Raw genomic sequence first — 16,670 nt, 5'->3', positions numbered from 1 at the left:
TCAATATGAGGAGGTTATTATCATAATGCCAACACATTTAATGTATATTAACGGACTACATGTAGAAAGTGACTCAAAAGAAATGATTGAGGTCATCAATCCAGCGACGAATAAGGTAATCGCATCCGTGCCGAAAGGTGGTGCATCAGAGGCGAAAAAAGCAGTCGATGCTGCTCATGCGGCGTTCAAAGCCTGGTCTTCAAAAACCGCAAATGAACGTAGCCTATACCTTATGAAATGGTTTCAACTTATTGATGAACATAAGGAAGAGCTCGGACGAATCATGACTGAGGAACAAGGGAAACCACTAAAAGAAGCAATTGGGGAAATCAATTATGCGAATAGCTTTATTTCATGGTATGCGGAGGAAGGAAAGCGCATCTATGGAGAAACAATCCCAGCCTCACATCCAAATAAAAGAATACTTGTTCAAAAACAACCAGTTGGAGTGATTGCTGCGATTACACCTTGGAATTTTCCGGCTGCAATGATCACTAGAAAAGTAGGGCCGGCACTTGCTGCCGGATGTACTGCAGTTGTTAAACCAGCTTCACAAACACCATTAACAGCACTTAGATTAGCTGAGCTTGCAGGCGAAGCGGGAATTCCCGATGGGGTCATTAATGTAGTCACGGGGAATGCCCGTGCAATAGGGGATGCTTGGCTTGAAGATCCACGAGTTCGCAAAATTACATTTACAGGGTCAACAGAGATTGGCAAATTATTAATGAAGGGTGCTGCAGATACCGTTAAGAAGATTTCCCTTGAACTTGGAGGCCATGCGCCATTTATCGTAATGGATGATGCTGACCTTGATAAAGCGATCGAAGGGGTAATTGGTTCGAAATTCAGAAATGCGGGTCAAACTTGTATTTGTACAAACCGAATTTATGTTCATGAATCCATTGTTGACCAGTTCAATGAAAAGTTTCAAAGTGCCGTGAACAATTTAAAAGTAGGCAATGGCATAGAGGAAGGTATTGATGTGGGGCCACTTATCGATGAGAATGCTCTTGAAAAAGTAGAAGAACATGTAAATGATGCTTTAGACAAAGGTGCAAAACTGATCCAAGGGGGGAAACGTACATCAACTGGTGGAGGATATTATTTTGAACCAACAATCATTTCGAGTGTAACAGATGAAATGATGTGTATGCATGAGGAAACGTTTGGACCACTTGCACCTGTTACGACATTCAAAACAGAGGAAGAAGTCATCGAACGTGCAAATCATTCACAATACGGATTAGCTGCTTATGTATTCACTGAAAATATTGGTCGTGCAATCCGAATAAGTGAACAACTGGAATATGGAATCGTCGGACTCAATGATGGACTTCCGTCGGTTGCCCAGGCCCCATTCGGCGGCTTTAAAGAAAGTGGCCTTGGTCGTGAGGGTGGTCATTACGGAATTGATGAATATGTTGAGGTGAAGTACATTTCAATCGCTTTTTAAAGACTGTATTAAAGTATTTCTTTTTCACTACAGACTTTTCACATAGCTATTGTGACAATCATGTAAAGTTTATAAATGTATTCGTAATTTGCTTTTAACTCTCCTGTAACACGGATGAAATATTTTTCTAGTATTATGAAAGTAGTAATTGACCCCCTTTTATAAAATAGATTTTGTTTGGGCACAGGACCATTCCTGTGCCCCCTTTTTTTAGCTTTTAATGATTTAGACAATACATAATAAATAATACAAATCTTGTTCGTTGTGACTATCTGTAAGAAATAGTATAATAATATAAATGTGGATGCTTACAAAATAGGTTTAGATTATATTCAAAAAGAGGCTATTAAGGTACCTGAATTTCCGATGCCTTTTTGGTATTCTCTTTTTGATCGAATAGACTTGAGGTGAAGTAATCGTGCAGAGAATTTCAAACTGCGTCTTGCTTAAGGATAACAAGGTTTTATTATTGCAAAAACCACGCCGAGGTTGGTGGGTGGCACCTGGTGGAAAGATGGAGACCGGTGAATCAATAAGAGAAGCATGCATCCGCGAATACCGTGAAGAAACGGGCATTTATTTAAAAAATCCTAACATAAAAGGGATATTTACGATAAATATTAAAGAAGGCGATAAAGTTACGTCTGAATGGATGATGTTCACCTTTCTAGCAACCGAATTCGAAGGTGAGAATGTAGATGAATGTGAAGAAGGAATCCTCACTTGGCATGAACAGCATGAAGTTGCGTCTTTACCAATGGCTCCTGGCGACTATCATATTTTAGACTATGTGCTAAAAGGGTCTGGGGTTATCTATGGTACATTTACATATACACCCAATTTTGAATTATTAGCGTATCGCTTAGATCCGAGTTGAGGAGGTCAATAGATGAGTATAGGTTCCACGAGTGAAATTCAATTAGTGATTATAACAGGTATGTCAGGGGCAGGGAAAACAGTCGCGATCCAGAGTTTTGAGGATTTAGGTTTTTTCTGTGTAGATAATTTACCTCCAACTTTACTTCCTAAGTTTTTGGAACTAATGAAAGAATCCGGAGGAAAGATGAATAAGGTAGCGCTTGTGATGGATTTACGAGGTCGTGAGTTTTTTGAAAGCTTATTTGAAGCTCTGGATGATTTGTCTGAGAAATCTTGGATTTCACCACAAATTTTGTTCCTTGACGCTAAAGATACGACTCTCGTTACAAGATATAAGGAAACAAGACGTTCACATCCTTTAGCTCCGACAGGCTCACCGCTTGAGGGAATAAAAAATGAAAGAGAAATATTAGATGAGTTAAAAGGAAGAGCACAGTATATTTATGATACATCAGATTTAAAGCCACGTGAGCTTCGCGAGAAAATATTAAAACAATTCTCTTCTCAATCGAGACCGACTTTTTCCGTAAATGTTATGTCATTTGGATTTAAATATGGGCTACCGATTGATGCAGATTTAGTTTTTGATGTACGCTTTCTTCCAAACCCGCATTATATCGATACGATGAGACCAAAAACAGGGTTAGATGAAGATGTATCATCATATGTATTAAAATGGACTGAGACACAGAAGTTTATTGAAAAAGTAACTGACCTCCTCTCTTTTATGCTTCCACAATACAAGCGAGAAGGGAAGAGCCAACTCGTAATTGCAATTGGTTGTACTGGTGGTCAGCATCGTTCAGTAACACTTGCTGAATACTTCGCACATTATTTCGAAAAAGAATATGAGACACATGTATCCCACCGTGATATCGAGAGGAGAAAGGAAAGAAGTAAATGACCAATCCAACACAACCTAAGATTGTCATCATTGGTGGAGGCACAGGGCTCTCAGTGCTTTTGCGAGGATTGAAATATCAACCAGTTGATATTACTGCGATTGTAACAGTAGCAGACGATGGAGGTAGCTCTGGACGTCTGCGGGATGAGATGGATATTCCACCACCAGGAGATATACGAAATGTGTTAGCTGCTCTATCAGATGTAGAGCCTTTAATAGAAGATTTATTTCAGCATCGATTTGCAGGTGGAAATGGCTTGTCAGGTCATTCACTTGGGAATTTAATTTTAGCTGCAATGACAACAATAACCGGTGATTTTGTTCACGCAATTGGTGAAATGAGTAAGGTGTTAAATGTAAGAGGGAAAGTGCTCCCGGCTTCTAATCGAAGTGTTATTTTACATGCAGAAATGGAAGACGGAACAGTCATTACTGGTGAATCTAAAATTCCATATTCAGGTAAAAAAATAAAACGTGTATTTTTAACACCTGATCATATAGAACCATTAAACGAAACGCTAACCACAATACGTGAAGCAGATATGATCATCATTGGGCCAGGTAGCTTGTTTACAAGTATTTTACCAAATCTCCTTGTACCTAAAATTGGTGAAGAGGTTCTTCGTGCAAAAGCGAAGAAAATCTATATCTGTAATGTGATGACTCAAGCAGGGGAGACATTGAATTTTACTGCTAGTGATCATGTGAAAGCATTATATGATCATATGGGTGAAAGCTTTATCGATACAATCTTAGTCAATGATGAAGAAATACCTGAACATATTCAAGAAAAGTATGCAGAAGAGCTTGCTCAGCCTGTCTTTTATGACACAGAAAAGCTATCTGCACTAGGTCTGAAAATTATCAATGATAAGATTATTTCTTATGAAGGCAATGTAATAAGACACGATACTAACAAAGTTGCATCCTTGTTATATGATATACTTGTTCAAGATAAATAGTTGTTAGTTTCTAAACGGGGGTGAAATTGTGTCATTTGCATCTGAGACGAAGAAAGAATTAACGAATTTACAAGTGAAGGATTGTTGTGCAAAAGCAGAGCTATCCGCTTTGATTCGTATGAATGGCGCACTTTCCTTCTCTAATCAAAAAATAGTTGTGGATATCCAAACGGAAAATGCTGCGATTGCTAGAAGAATATATACTTTATTGAAAAAAGGCTATGATGTTGGTGTAGAGCTTTTAGTACGAAAAAAAATGCGCTTGAAAAAAAACAATGTATATATTGTCCGATTAATTGAGGAAGCAAAGGCTATATTAGAAGATTTAAAGATTTTTGAAGGATTTTCACTGCGCCAAGAAATTTCTCCAGAATTGATTAGTAAAAAGTGTTGCAAGCGTTCCTATTTACGTGGGGCATTTCTAGCAGGGGGATCAGTTAATAATCCAGAAACCTCCTCGTATCATCTTGAAATTTTTTCACTCTATAAGGAACATAATGATTCTCTTTGTGAATTAATGAACGTATTTGATCTGAATGCGAAAACGTTAGAGCGAAAAAAAGGCCATATCACATATTTAAAGGAAGCCGAAAAAATAACTGAATTTCTTAACGTAATCGGTGCTCATAATGCATTACTTCGTTTTGAAGATGTTAGAATTGTTCGAGATATGAGAAATTCAGTCAATCGGTTAGTAAATTGCGAAACTGCAAATTTGAATAAAACGATTGGAGCTTCAATTAGACAGGTGGAGAATATTCGGTTCATTGAAGAAACAGTGGGACTGAGTATTTTACCAGTAAAGCTTCGTGAAATAGCTGAACTAAGGGTTGCCTATCAAGATGTAACATTAAAGGAATTAGGAGAAATGGTTACAACAGGAAAGATAAGTAAGTCGGGAATTAATCATCGCCTGCGAAAAATCGATGAAATCGCCGATAAAATTAGAGCCGGTCAAATTAATCACTAATAGTGTGAGTTTATACAACTCACTATCGAATCTTTTAACGGATAAGGAAGCATAACTTTCTTATCCGAATAAGTGCAACTAGCGCCTCTGTCTTCGCCTAAAGGCTTGCCAATCGGCGTGTTTTCTTTAAAAGCGCTATCATAATTATTTAAACAAAAAGTCAATTGAGGAGGAAATAACATGGTTGAGAAACAGGTTGAAATCGTATTGAAAACCGGATTGCAAGCACGTCCAGCCGCATTATTTGTACAGGAAGCAAATCGATTTGCAGCGGATATATTTTTAGAGAAGGATGGAAAAAAAGTGAATGCAAAGAGCATCATGGGATTAATGAGCTTAGCTTTAAGTTCAGGTTCATTAGTTAACCTAATAGCAGAAGGCCATGATGAAAAGGAAGCAGTTGAAGCACTGGCTACATTCGTCCAAAAAGAGTCATAATAAAAACCTCTCACTCATTTAAGTGAGAGGTTTTATTATTTTATTTATCTTGTGGTGTCATTACTTTGTCAATTAATCCATATTCAAGTGCTTTTTCAGCTGTCATGAAATTATCACGATCAGTGTCGCGTTCAATAACCTCTAATGGTTGACCTGTACGGTCAGCCAAAATTTTGTTGAGCTTATCACGTAAGAAAAGAATACGTTTTGCTGCAATTTCAATCTCAGTAGCTTGACCTTGAGCACCACCAAGTGGTTGGTGAATCATTACTTCACTATTCGGTAAAGCAAATCGTTTTCCTTTTTCACCAGCTGCTAGAAGGAAAGCTCCCATTGATGCAGCCATACCAATACAAATTGTAGAAACTTTAGGTTTGATGAATTGCATCGTATCGTAAATCGCCATTCCAGCTGTGATCGATCCTCCTGGGCTATTAATGTATAAAGAAATATCCTTTTCTGGATCTTCAGCTGCTAAAAATAATAATTGGGAAACGATTGAGTTTGCTACGTTATCATCAATTGCGCTGCCTAGCATAATAATACGGTCTTTTAACAGACGTGAGTAAATATCGTATGCGCGCTCACCGCGATTTGTTTGTTCAATTACTGTAGGGATTAAATTCATTCTATGTTCCTCCTTAATACGAATTGATTACCTAGTATTTATCATACAATTAAGGTCAATAAAGGTCAAACAAAAACACTCTGCTTAAAATATATTATATTTAAGCAATGATTATGTACGTTACCACCTAAACATCATACCCTTTTTTAATGATTTTAAACATAATAAGCTCTTGCATTCAGTAGTTTTCTCACATATAATGATAAATGCATTCAATTTTGACCATGCCCTCGTAGTGTAGTGGATAGCACAAGAGATTCCGGTTCTCTTATCGTGGGTTCAAATCCTGCCGAGGGCGTTAATAAATTCGATTAATGAAAAAACCAATATCCCCATTATATACGGGGATATTGGTTTTTTTAATACTTTATTGGAGATTTATGACTTCAGTTTCAGTACCAAAAAGTCCAGTTTGAACTTGTACTTGTAAATCAGTCGCATCTGCAACTTCTGGGGCGACATCGAACACTACCCTTCCTGAAAGTACTGAGTCAGGATTTAATTCTTGGAGCAAGAAACTGTTTTCAATTGTTCCATTCTCCCCTTGGTTTGCAGACATACTCGCCATCGAGTCTGACTCATATGTTTTTTCACCGCGCAATAATTTAAAAAAGCTCGAATCAACAGTAACTGCTTCATTTCCATTGTTTTTAAGTGTTACATCAAGAACGATAAATTTACCAGTTGCCTTTTCAGGGAGAGCGGATGGTCCAACCTGATCGGCAGTTGTTTTTTTGTTTATGGTATAAACCATATCTCCGACTTTTACTTCCTCACCAATACCGAATGCCTTTTTTTCTTCTTCTTTAGGTTCCTCTTTAGTTTTATCATTATCATTATTATTATTATTATCTGTAACTACATCATCATTTTTCTGCTCTACTTTTTCATCATCACCACCGCCAGTTGCTAACGCAATAATGATAATAATCACAATAAGCCAAAACCACCATCTTTTATAAAACGGTTTTTTTATTTTATCATTTGCCATCTTCATTCCCCCCATAATTTAAGCTCCATTAAGATTAATTATCCTTATACCCTAATGTCCCATCATAAACACTTTCATCTACCGGGTTAACGCTCCACATTTGCTGTATAGCTTCAAACTCCTGTGAATATTCCTCTGAAGAATTTGCCTTTTCCTTTGCTTCACTAAGTGTCCCCGTAAGCGGCCCCGTGTATTTAATTTCGTCTTTTTTCACATTACTCACCTCTTATATGTAGATTTCAATCAAATGGTAATTTATATGTATGCTAAATTTTACAAGAGAAAAAAGGACGATCTTTCCACCATTTTTTCATACAACAAAGCGAAAGGTTGTTGTAAAATAAGAAGAAAGGGGAAAGGAGGAGTCTAGATGAATCTCAATACAGGTTTATTTCAACAGCAAACATTAAAACTTGTAATGACAAAAGAATTAACCCAGGCAATCACGCTACTTCAATATTCATCGTTGGATTTGACAAAGTTTCTCGAAGAACAATCAGTAGAGAACCCCCTCATTGAGCTCAAACAAAATGAATTTAGTAGAACTCGAAAAATCTCAAAAGTTACAGGTGAATCATATACGAATCCAATCGACTATATCGAAAAAAATGATATTTCTTTATACCAACACTTACTTGCCCAACTAACATATGTTCAATTAAGTTCGAAAGATAAAGCAATAATTGAATATATGATCCAATTATTAGATGAAAATGGATATTTCTATTTTGCAGAAGAGGAAATTGCAGAAGAACTAAATGTTGACGTAAGCATCATTGAAAAATCACTTTCATTTATTCAAAAGCTTGACCCGATTGGTGTAGGGGCTAGAAGTTTACAGGAATGTTTACTGTTACAATTAAAGAATCTATCTGAGCGCAATGTATTGGCTGAGGAAATTATTGGACAGCATTTCCTGTTATTTGCTGATAAGTCATGGAAAGAAATCAGTCGAATAGTGGATGTGAAATTGAGTGATATACAGCATGTGTACGACCTCATCCAAACATTACAACCAAGACCAGGTGCATTATTTCAAGGAAATGAGCCTTCTTATATTATTCCTGAAATTGAAATTCAGGTTGAAAATGGTACTGTCCAGATTTTGCTTCAGGATGATTATTTACCAAAGGTTTCATTGAATCTTCAGTATTATAACCATTTTATCAATGAACAGGATCCAGGTATTAAGTCTTATTTACAGGAAAAGGTTGAACAATGTCAGTGGATAATGAAAAGCATTGATCAACGAAAACAAACTTTAAAAAATGTCATGAATGAGATTGTATTAAAGCAGCTTGATTTTTTTCTCAAAGGACCCAATTTTTTGAAACCGTTAACAATGAGTGAAGTGGCGGATACATTGGGAATCCACGAATCAACGGTTAGTAGGGCTACAAAAGATAAATTTGTTCAAACTCCTTTTGGAATATTTGAAATGAAGCATTTTTTCAGTCGAAATATCCAAACAACAGGGGATTCAGATATGTCGTCTTTGCAAGTTAGAACCATTTTAAAACAACTAATTGACGAGGAAAATAAACATAAGCCTTTGTCAGACCAGGAGATTGTCGGTATAATGCAACTGAATCATGGTATCCTTGTATCAAGACGTACAATTGCAAAATATCGTGATCAATTAAAAATACCTTCATCTTCTAAGCGTAAAAGGTATGAAAAATAGATAGGAAGTGCTTTTTGTTTGGATAAGGTAAATGTAATTATGTATTCAAAGCTTGATTGCCCACTATGTATGAAGGCAAAAAAAGTGTTGGAAGAAATTAATGATGAAATTCCTTTAGAAATCAGAGAAGTAGATATTTATAAAGATGATCAGCTATTAGAAAAATATCAAATCATGATCCCTGTCATCGAAATTGATGGGGAAGAGGTACAGTATGGAATAATTGAAAAAGAAACGTTAAGAAAGCGTTTGCTTGAAAAAATAGGCGGTTAAATGATTGATTAAATGAACTACTCCTGTTAAAATAGATGTGTAACGTGACGTAACAACACCATTTTTAACGGAGTTTGTTTTTTTTTACTATGAGTGGGACACAATATGTCACAGCGGGACGATAAAAGTCCCTTATGGTAAAAAAAGGGGAAATGTTGATGAAATCATTAATTCAAGCTCAACGAAAATTATTACCTGATCTACTTGAGGTTATGCAAAAGCGGCATGATATTTTGAAATATATAAGACTCATGCAGCCAATTGGTCGACGAAGCTTGTCAACTAGTCTTGGACATAGTGAAAGGGTTCTAAGAAGCGAGGTTCAATTTTTAAAAGAACAGAATCTTGTAGATTTTAGTACAGCCGGCATGTCTTTAACGAAAGAGGGGCAGCAGCTTTTAGTTGAGTTAGAGGAAATCATGAAGGAAGTTTCAGGGTTACGTGTCATCGAAGAAAAGCTTAAGAAAAAGTTAAACTTAAAAGATGTAATCGTAGTATCAGGGGATAGTGACATTTTTCCGTGGGTTAAAAAGGAAATGGGACGTGCTTGTGTTTCTTGTATAAAGGAAAGACTTTCTGGTGAAAATATCGTCGCAGTTACAGGTGGAACAACATTAGCATCAGTCGCAGAAATGATGTCGCCTGATTCAAAGGATCGCGAAATTTTATTCGTTCCAGCTCGAGGTGGATTGGGTGAAAGAGTAGAGAATCAAGCGAATACAATCTGTGCAAAAATGGCAGAGAAGGCATCAGGTGATTACAGGCTATTACATGTACCAGATGTTGTAAGTGTCGATGCTTACCAATCAATTGTTGCTGAACCTTCTATCAAAGCAGTCCTTCATTTAATCAAGTCTTCGAGTATGGTTGTTCATGGAATAGGGGACGCTAAAACTATGGCTGAACGACGTAAAACCGATGAAGAGGATATGAAAAAAATTATCCACTCCAATGCAGTCGCTGAGGCATTTGGGTACTATTTTAATGAAGATGGATCTGTCGTTCATAAGGTGAAAACAATTGGCATTCATTTAGATGATTTAGAAGGCATTCATGATGTAATTGCCGTTGCAGGTGGTGCATCAAAGGCAAAGGCGATTCAAGCCTATTTTAAGCAAGCACGTGATACGTTATTAATAACGGATGAGGGTGCTGCGAAAGAGTTAGTAAAGGGCTAGACCCTTATATAAAAAGCTTTACATAAAAAAGGAGGAAACTAAAATGACAGTAAAAATGGGTATTAATGGATTTGGACGAATTGGACGTAATGTATTCCGTGCAGCATTGAAAAATGACAATGTTGAGATTGTAGCAGTAAATGACTTAACAGATGCAAGCATGCTTGCTCATCTATTAAAGTATGATACTGTACATGGTGTACTTGATGCAGAAGTTTCTGTAAATGGTAATAACCTTGTAGTTAATGGAAAAGAAATCATCGTAAAAGCAGAGCGTGACCCAGCACAATTAGGATGGGGCGATCTTGGTGTAGATATCGTTGTTGAATCAACTGGCCGCTTTACTAAGCGTTCTGATGCTGCGAAGCACTTAGAAGCTGGTGCGAAAAAGGTAATTATTTCAGCTCCTGCATCTGATGAAGATATTACAATTGTTATGGGTGTTAACGAAGACAAATATGATGCAGCAAATCATAGTGTTATTTCAAATGCTTCTTGTACAACTAACTGCTTGGCTCCATTTGCAAAAGTTTTACATGAAAACTTTGGAATTCGTCGTGGTATGATGACTACAATTCACTCATATACAAATGATCAACAAATTCTTGATTTACCACATAAAGATTATCGTCGTGCACGTGCAGCTGCTGAAAACATGATTCCTACATCAACAGGTGCTGCTAAAGCAGTTTCATTAGTTTTACCTGAATTAAAAGGGAAACTAAATGGTGGCGCAGTTCGTGTTCCAACTCCAAATGTATCACTTGTTGATCTTGTTGCTGAGCTTGATAAAGAAGTAACTGCAGAAGAAATTAATGCAGCATTCAAAGCAGCTTCTGAAGGTGAATTAAAAGGAATTTTAGGTTACAGTGAAGAGCCACTTGTATCTAGTGACTACAATGGTAACCCAGATTCATCTACTATTGATGCTCTTTCAACTATGATTATGGAAGGCAATATGGTAAAAGTTATTTCTTGGTATGACAATGAAAGCGGCTATTCACACCGTGTAGTAGACTTAGCTGCATATATTGCAGGTAAAGGTCTTTAATAGATAACAGAAAAAGTGGGGAAGGGAGTTTTCCCTTCCTTTTTACATAGAATGGTGACAGACACCATTGTGGATAACAAATTATTTAGTGAATGGAGGCCTTTTCAATGAATAAGAAGTCAGTGAAGGATATTGATGTGAAAGGCAAGCGAGTTTTTTGTCGAGTTGATTTTAATGTGCCAATGCAAGGTGGGCAAGTAACAGATGATACTCGTATTCGTGCAGCATTACCAACGATCCAATATTTATGTGAGCAAGGTGCAAAAGTCATATTAGCTAGCCATCTAGGACGACCAAAAGGTCAAGCTGTTGAAGAGCTTCGCTTAGATCCTGTTGCGAAACGTTTAGGCGAACATCTAGGAAAAGAAGTTCAAAAAACAAATGAAGCATATGGCAGCGATGTAGAGCAGGCAATCGCAAAAATGTCTAATGGTGATGTCCTTCTTCTAGAAAATGTTCGTTTCTACCCTGGAGAAGAGAAAAATGATGCTGAACTATCACGAAAGTTTGCAGATTTAGCAGATATTTATGTGAATGATGCTTTCGGAGCTGCACACCGTGCACATGCTTCTACAGCAGGTATCGCAGAGCATATCCCAGCTGTAGCTGGCTTTTTAATGGAGAAGGAACTCGAAGTTTTAGGAAAGGCACTTTCGAATCCAGAACGTCCATTCACTGCAATAATTGGTGGTGCAAAGGTAAAAGACAAGATTGGTGTTATCGAGAATCTACTAGAAAAAGTGGATAACCTAATTATTGGTGGTGGTCTTGCTTATACATTTGTAAAAGCACAAGGTCATGAGGTTGGAAAATCCCTTTTAGAGGAAGATAAAATTGATCTTGCGAATCAATTCATGAACAAAGCAAAAGAAAAGGGCGTTAATTTCTATATGCCTGTTGATGTTATGGTTGCAGATGATTTTTCAAATGATGCAAATAAGAAGGTTGTTTCAATAGAAGAAATTCCAAGCGATTGGGAAGCACTTGATATTGGTCCGAAGACAGCAGAAATGTACAGAGATGTAATATTAAATTCAAAATTGGTTATCTGGAATGGACCAATGGGTGTATTTGAATTAGATGCATTCGCAAATGGTACAAAAGCTGTAGCTGAAGCCCTAGCTGATGCGAAGGATACTTATTCAGTTATCGGTGGAGGAGATTCTGCAGCTGCAGTTGAGAAATTTGGCTTAGCTGAAAAAATGAGTCATATCTCAACTGGTGGAGGAGCATCACTTGAGTTTATGGAAGGTAAGGAATTACCTGGAGTAGTAGCTTTAAACAATAAATAAGTTCTAGTATGTATATCATAGATGTTGAAAAAAGTTAGGATGGTGTAGGATGAGAAAGCCAATTATTGCTGGAAACTGGAAAATGAACAAGACGTTGTCAGAGGCAACAAGTTTTGTAGAAGAGGTTAATGGACTTATTCCTTCAACTGATAAGGTTGATGCAGTGGTTTGCGCGCCTGCCATTTTTCTAGAGCGTTTAGTCGCAAGTGTGAAAGACCGTTATGATTTAAAAATCGGTGCGCAAAATATGCACTTTGAAGAAAACGGTGCATTTACAGGTGAAATTAGCCCGGTTTCTTTAAAAGACCTTGGTGTAGATTATGTAATTTTAGGTCATTCAGAACGTCGTGAAATGTTCGCTGAAACCGATGAAACTGTAAATAAAAAAACATTAGCAGCTTTTAAACATAGATTGAATCCAATTGTTTGTTGTGGTGAAACATTAGAAGAACGTGAAGCCGGCCAAACAAATGAATTAGTATCAAGCCAAATTAAGAAAGCATTAGCTGGCTTAACAGCTGATCAGGCAAAACAAGTTGTAATTGCATATGAACCAATTTGGGCGATTGGAACAGGAAAATCTTCATCCTCTGCTGATGCAAATGAAGTATGTGCTGTCATCCGTAACGTTGTTGCAGAACAATTCTCTTCAGATGTTGCTGAAGCAGTTCGTATTCAATATGGTGGTAGTGTAAAACCTGAGAATATCGCTGAATATATGGCTCAACCTGACATTGACGGTGCTCTTGTCGGTGGTGCAAGCTTAGATGCTTCTTCCTTCTTAAAGCTTTTGGAGGCTGGAAGTAATGAGTAAGCAACCTGTTGCATTAATTATTCTTGATGGTTTCGGGCTTCGTAGTGAAACAAAAGGAAATGCAGTTACTCAAGCGAAGAAACCAAATTTTGATCGTTATTGGAATCAATTTCCTCATGCTACACTTCAGGCTTCAGGTGAGGCGGTTGGATTACCAGATGGTCAAATGGGGAATTCTGAGGTAGGGCACCTAAATATCGGTGCGGGCCGAATTGTATACCAAAGTTTGACCCGTGTGAATGTGGCGATTCGTGAAGGCGAATTCCAACGCAATGCAACGTTTCTAGAAGCAATCCATCATGTGAAAGAAAAAGGAACGAATCTTCATTTATTTGGCTTACTATCTGATGGAGGCGTTCATAGCCATATTAATCACCTCTTTGCATTATTGAAGTTGGCAGCAGATGAGGGTGTGAAAAATGTCTATATCCACGGGTTTTTAGATGGGCGAGATGTAGGGCCTCAGACAGCAAGAGGCTATATCGAACAATTAAATGAAAAAATGAAAGAATATGGTGTAGGTGAGATTGCCACAATTTCAGGACGTTACTACTCAATGGACCGTGATAAACGTTGGGAACGTGTTGAAAAATCATACCGTTCAATGGTCTATGGTGAAGGACCGTCATATAATAGTGCGATTGACTGTGTGAATGATTCATATGAAAATGGCATCTATGATGAGTTCGTATTACCATCAGTTATTTTAAAAGAAGATGGATTACCAGTTGCTACGATTAAGGATGATGATGCGGTTATTTTCTATAACTTCCGTCCGGATCGTGCCATTCAGATATCAAATACATTTACAAATGAAGATTTCCGTTCATTTGACCGTGGTCCAAAGCATCCGAAGCATTTGTTCTTTGTTTGCTTAACTCATTTCAGCGAATCAGTTGATGGCTATGTTGCCTTTAAACCAACGAATTTGGATAACACACTTGGTGAAGTTTTATCCCAAAACGGATTGAAGCAGCTGCGTATCGCTGAAACGGAGAAATACCCTCATGTAACATTCTTCATGAGTGGCGGTCGTGAGCAGGAATTCCCTGGTGAAACAAGAATTTTGATTAATTCACCTAAGGTTGCAACATATGACCTTAAGCCAGAAATGAGTGCATATGAAGTAAGAGATGCACTATTAAAAGAAATCGAAGAAGACAAACAGGATGCGATTATTTTAAACTTTGCAAATCCTGATATGGTTGGTCACTCTGGTATGCTAGAACCAACTATTAAAGCAATTGAAACTGTTGATGAATGTCTTGGCGAAATTGTAGATGCAATTTTAGCAAAGGGCGGCGCAGCTATCATTACCGCTGATCACGGTAATGCTGATGAAGTCGTTACACTTGAAGGCAACCCAATGACAGCTCATACAACAAATCCTGTTCCAGTCATTGTTACAAAAGAAGGCTTGGAGCTTCGTGAGGACGGAATATTAGGTGATCTTGCACCAACCGTGCTAGATTTACTTAATGTCCAAAAATCAGCTGAAATGACAGGTTCAAGTCTAATCAAAAAATAAAACGTGCTCCAATTATGAAAGTTTTAGGTTTTAACTAACAATTAAACTCGAAAATGTGAAATAATATATAAAGTGTGAAAAAAAGGAGAGATACAAATGTCAATTATCGTAGATGTTTATGCTCGTGAAGTATTAGATTCCCGTGGAAATCCAACAGTTGAAGTAGAAGTATATACTGAATCAGGTGCTTTTGGCCGTGCGTTAGTTCCAAGTGGTGCGTCAACTGGTGAATACGAAGCTGTAGAACTTCGTGATGGTGATAAAAGCCGTTACCTAGGTAAAGGTGTTCAAAATGCTGTTAACAATGTGAATGAAATCATTGCAGCTGAAATCATTGGGTTCGATGTAACTGACCAAGTTGCAGTTGACCAAGCATTAATCGAATTAGATGGAACTGAAAATAAAGGAAAGCTAGGCGCAAACGCTATTCTTGGTGTATCAATGGCAGTTGCTCGTGCTGCATCAGACTTCCTTGAGCTTCCTTTATATCAATATCTTGGCGGATTCAACGCAAAAACATTACCAACTCCAATGATGAACATCATCAATGGTGGTGAGCATGCGGATAATAACGTTGATATTCAAGAATTCATGATTATGCCTGTTGGTGCTGAAAACTTCAAAGAGGCACTACGTATGGGTGCTGAAATCTTCCATAACCTTAAAGCAGTACTAAAAGAAAAAGGTTTGAATACAGCTGTTGGTGATGAAGGTGGTTTCGCTCCAAACTTAGGTTCAAACGAAGAGGCTCTACAAACTATTGTTGAAGCAATTGAAAAAGCTGGCTACAAACCAGGTGAACAAGTGAAACTTGCTATGGATGCTGCTTCATCTGAGTTTTATAACAAAGAAGACGGTAAATACCATCTTAAAGGTGAAGGTAAAGTATTATCTTCTGAAGAAATGGTTTCTTTCTACGAAGACCTTGTTAATAAATATCCAATCATCTCAATTGAAGATGGATTAGATGAGAACGACTGGGAAGGTCACAAGCTATTAACTGAACGTCTTGGTAAAAAAGTTCAATTAGTTGGTGACGACTTATTCGTTACGAATACTAAAAAGCTTTCTGAAGGAATTGAAAAAGGAATTTCAAACTCAATCCTTATTAAAGTTAACCAAATCGGTACATTAACTGAAACATTTGATGCAATCGAAATGGCAAAGCGCGCTGGCTATACAGCAGTTATTTCTCACCGTTCTGGTGAAACTGAAGACAGCACAATCGCTGACATTGCGGTAGCTACAAATGCAGGTCAAATTAAGACTGGTGCACCATCACGTACAGACCGTGTTGCAAAATACAACCAATTACTACGTATTGAAGACCAATTAGCTAGCATGTCTCAATATGCTGGTAAATCTGCATTCTATAACCTAAGAGGTTAATTATACACATGAGAAAGCGACAAGCCTAAGGGCCTGTCGCTTTTTGCGTTCCTTACACTATTCACGTTTGGACTTATCTACATCTTTTTTTGATGCATTTTTTGTTTGGCTGTTGTTACCGAGGTAGATTGGTTTGTGTTTTTTTTGCTCTTTTACAAATGTATCGAAATCCCAGTTGATCAGTTGTTTCATCCCCTTCATTCATACTTCATCATTAATATGTTCATTTCCTT

Annotated in this window: 18 protein-coding genes and 1 tRNA gene; 15 read left to right on the top strand and 4 right to left on the bottom strand. The window is 37.4% G+C overall.

Going from position 1 to position 16,670, the window contains the following annotated elements; all coding sequences use genetic code 11:
- Positions 1 to 40 precede the first annotated feature (40 nt).
- The 6 genes from MJG50_RS10560 (at position 41) to MJG50_RS10535 (ending at position 5,609) form a co-directional block, all read left to right on the top strand.
- The gene (locus tag MJG50_RS10560) at positions 41 to 1,456 is read left to right on the top strand and encodes an NAD-dependent succinate-semialdehyde dehydrogenase (RefSeq protein WP_240255614.1); all 1,416 of its coding nucleotides are present in this window, start codon (positions 41 to 43) and stop codon (positions 1,454 to 1,456) included.
- Between the two features lie 418 nt (positions 1,457 to 1,874).
- On the top strand, positions 1,875 to 2,333 hold the full coding sequence (locus MJG50_RS10555; protein WP_240255547.1) for an NUDIX hydrolase: 459 nt from the start codon (positions 1,875 to 1,877) through the stop codon (positions 2,331 to 2,333).
- Between the two features lie 12 nt (positions 2,334 to 2,345).
- Positions 2,346 to 3,239 (top strand): RNase adapter RapZ, encoded by an 894-nt coding sequence (rapZ, locus tag MJG50_RS10550; RefSeq protein ID WP_240255545.1) that lies wholly within the window; start codon positions 2,346 to 2,348, stop codon positions 3,237 to 3,239.
- A complete protein-coding gene (locus MJG50_RS10545) occupies positions 3,236 to 4,201 on the top strand; it encodes a gluconeogenesis factor YvcK family protein (RefSeq protein ID WP_240255543.1) in 966 nt (321 codons plus the stop codon). The genes rapZ and MJG50_RS10545 overlap by 4 nt, the downstream gene beginning before the upstream one ends.
- A 28-nt stretch (positions 4,202 to 4,229) precedes the next feature.
- Positions 4,230 to 5,171 (top strand): DNA-binding protein WhiA, encoded by a 942-nt coding sequence (gene whiA / locus MJG50_RS10540; RefSeq protein ID WP_240255541.1) that lies wholly within the window; start codon positions 4,230 to 4,232, stop codon positions 5,169 to 5,171.
- 180 nt (positions 5,172 to 5,351) lie between these two features.
- Positions 5,352 to 5,609 (top strand): HPr family phosphocarrier protein, encoded by a 258-nt coding sequence (locus MJG50_RS10535; protein ID WP_240255539.1) that lies wholly within the window; start codon positions 5,352 to 5,354, stop codon positions 5,607 to 5,609.
- Positions 5,610 to 5,649: 40 nt separating this feature from the next.
- Here the strand turns inward: MJG50_RS10535 and clpP are convergent, their stop codons facing one another.
- Positions 5,650 to 6,237 carry an ATP-dependent Clp endopeptidase proteolytic subunit ClpP gene (gene clpP, locus MJG50_RS10530; RefSeq protein ID WP_240255537.1) on the bottom strand — a complete coding sequence of 196 codons (588 nt, stop codon included), beginning with the start codon at positions 6,235 to 6,237 and terminating at the stop codon, positions 5,650 to 5,652.
- A 226-nt stretch (positions 6,238 to 6,463) separates the two neighbouring features.
- On the opposite strand from clpP, the gene MJG50_RS10525 reads away from it, so the two are divergent.
- Positions 6,464 to 6,535: transfer RNA gene (locus MJG50_RS10525), tRNA-Arg, on the top strand.
- A 69-nt stretch (positions 6,536 to 6,604) separates the two neighbouring features.
- Here the strand turns inward: MJG50_RS10525 and MJG50_RS10520 are convergent.
- Both MJG50_RS10520 and MJG50_RS10515 read right to left on the bottom strand, forming a co-directional pair.
- Positions 6,605 to 7,228, bottom strand: a complete 624-nt coding sequence (locus tag MJG50_RS10520) for a DUF4352 domain-containing protein (RefSeq protein ID WP_240255535.1) — start codon at positions 7,226 to 7,228, stop codon at positions 6,605 to 6,607.
- 34 nt (positions 7,229 to 7,262) lie between these two features.
- Positions 7,263 to 7,442: a hypothetical protein gene (locus MJG50_RS10515; protein WP_240255533.1), complete on the bottom strand. Its 180-nt coding sequence runs from the start codon at positions 7,440 to 7,442 to the stop codon at positions 7,263 to 7,265.
- Positions 7,443 to 7,598: 156 nt separating this feature from the next.
- Between MJG50_RS10515 and rpoN the strand changes: the two genes are divergently transcribed.
- The 8 genes from rpoN (at position 7,599) to eno (ending at position 16,437) form a co-directional block, all read left to right on the top strand.
- Positions 7,599 to 8,912: an RNA polymerase factor sigma-54 gene (gene rpoN, locus MJG50_RS10510; RefSeq protein WP_240255531.1), complete on the top strand. Its 1,314-nt coding sequence runs from the start codon at positions 7,599 to 7,601 to the stop codon at positions 8,910 to 8,912.
- A gap of 39 nt (positions 8,913 to 8,951) precedes the next feature.
- On the top strand, positions 8,952 to 9,185 hold the full coding sequence (locus MJG50_RS10505) for a glutaredoxin family protein (RefSeq protein WP_240255612.1): 234 nt from the start codon (positions 8,952 to 8,954) through the stop codon (positions 9,183 to 9,185).
- Positions 9,186 to 9,343: 158 nt separating this feature from the next.
- Entirely contained in the window at positions 9,344 to 10,363 is a 1,020-nt protein-coding gene (locus MJG50_RS10500) for a sugar-binding transcriptional regulator (protein WP_240255529.1), read from the top strand.
- Between the two features lie 43 nt (positions 10,364 to 10,406).
- Entirely contained in the window at positions 10,407 to 11,414 is a 1,008-nt protein-coding gene (gap, locus tag MJG50_RS10495; protein WP_240255527.1) for a type I glyceraldehyde-3-phosphate dehydrogenase, read from the top strand.
- A gap of 107 nt (positions 11,415 to 11,521) precedes the next feature.
- Positions 11,522 to 12,706 carry a phosphoglycerate kinase gene (locus MJG50_RS10490; RefSeq protein WP_240255525.1) on the top strand — a complete coding sequence of 395 codons (1,185 nt, stop codon included), beginning with the start codon at positions 11,522 to 11,524 and terminating at the stop codon, positions 12,704 to 12,706.
- A 49-nt stretch (positions 12,707 to 12,755) separates the two neighbouring features.
- A complete protein-coding gene (tpiA, locus tag MJG50_RS10485; protein ID WP_240255523.1) occupies positions 12,756 to 13,520 on the top strand; it encodes a triose-phosphate isomerase in 765 nt (254 codons plus the stop codon).
- Complete coding sequence (gpmI, locus tag MJG50_RS10480; RefSeq protein ID WP_240255521.1) at positions 13,513 to 15,048, top strand: 2,3-bisphosphoglycerate-independent phosphoglycerate mutase; 1,536 nt, start codon at positions 13,513 to 13,515, stop codon at positions 15,046 to 15,048. Before tpiA ends, gpmI begins: the two co-directional genes overlap by 8 nt.
- 96 nt (positions 15,049 to 15,144) lie before the next feature.
- Positions 15,145 to 16,437, top strand: coding sequence for a phosphopyruvate hydratase (eno, locus tag MJG50_RS10475; protein WP_240255520.1), 1,293 nt, complete (start codon positions 15,145 to 15,147; stop codon positions 16,435 to 16,437).
- A gap of 57 nt (positions 16,438 to 16,494) precedes the next feature.
- Here the strand turns inward: eno and MJG50_RS22145 are convergent, their stop codons facing one another.
- A complete protein-coding gene (locus MJG50_RS22145; RefSeq protein ID WP_275695576.1) occupies positions 16,495 to 16,629 on the bottom strand; it encodes a hypothetical protein in 135 nt (44 codons plus the stop codon).
- Positions 16,630 to 16,670 lie beyond the last annotated feature (41 nt).

This window comes from Fredinandcohnia quinoae, assembly GCF_022427965.1.
GTDB lineage: Bacteria > Bacillota > Bacilli > Bacillales > Bacillaceae_L > Ferdinandcohnia > Ferdinandcohnia quinoae.
This window is presented reverse-complemented; position numbering and strand designations above follow the sequence as displayed.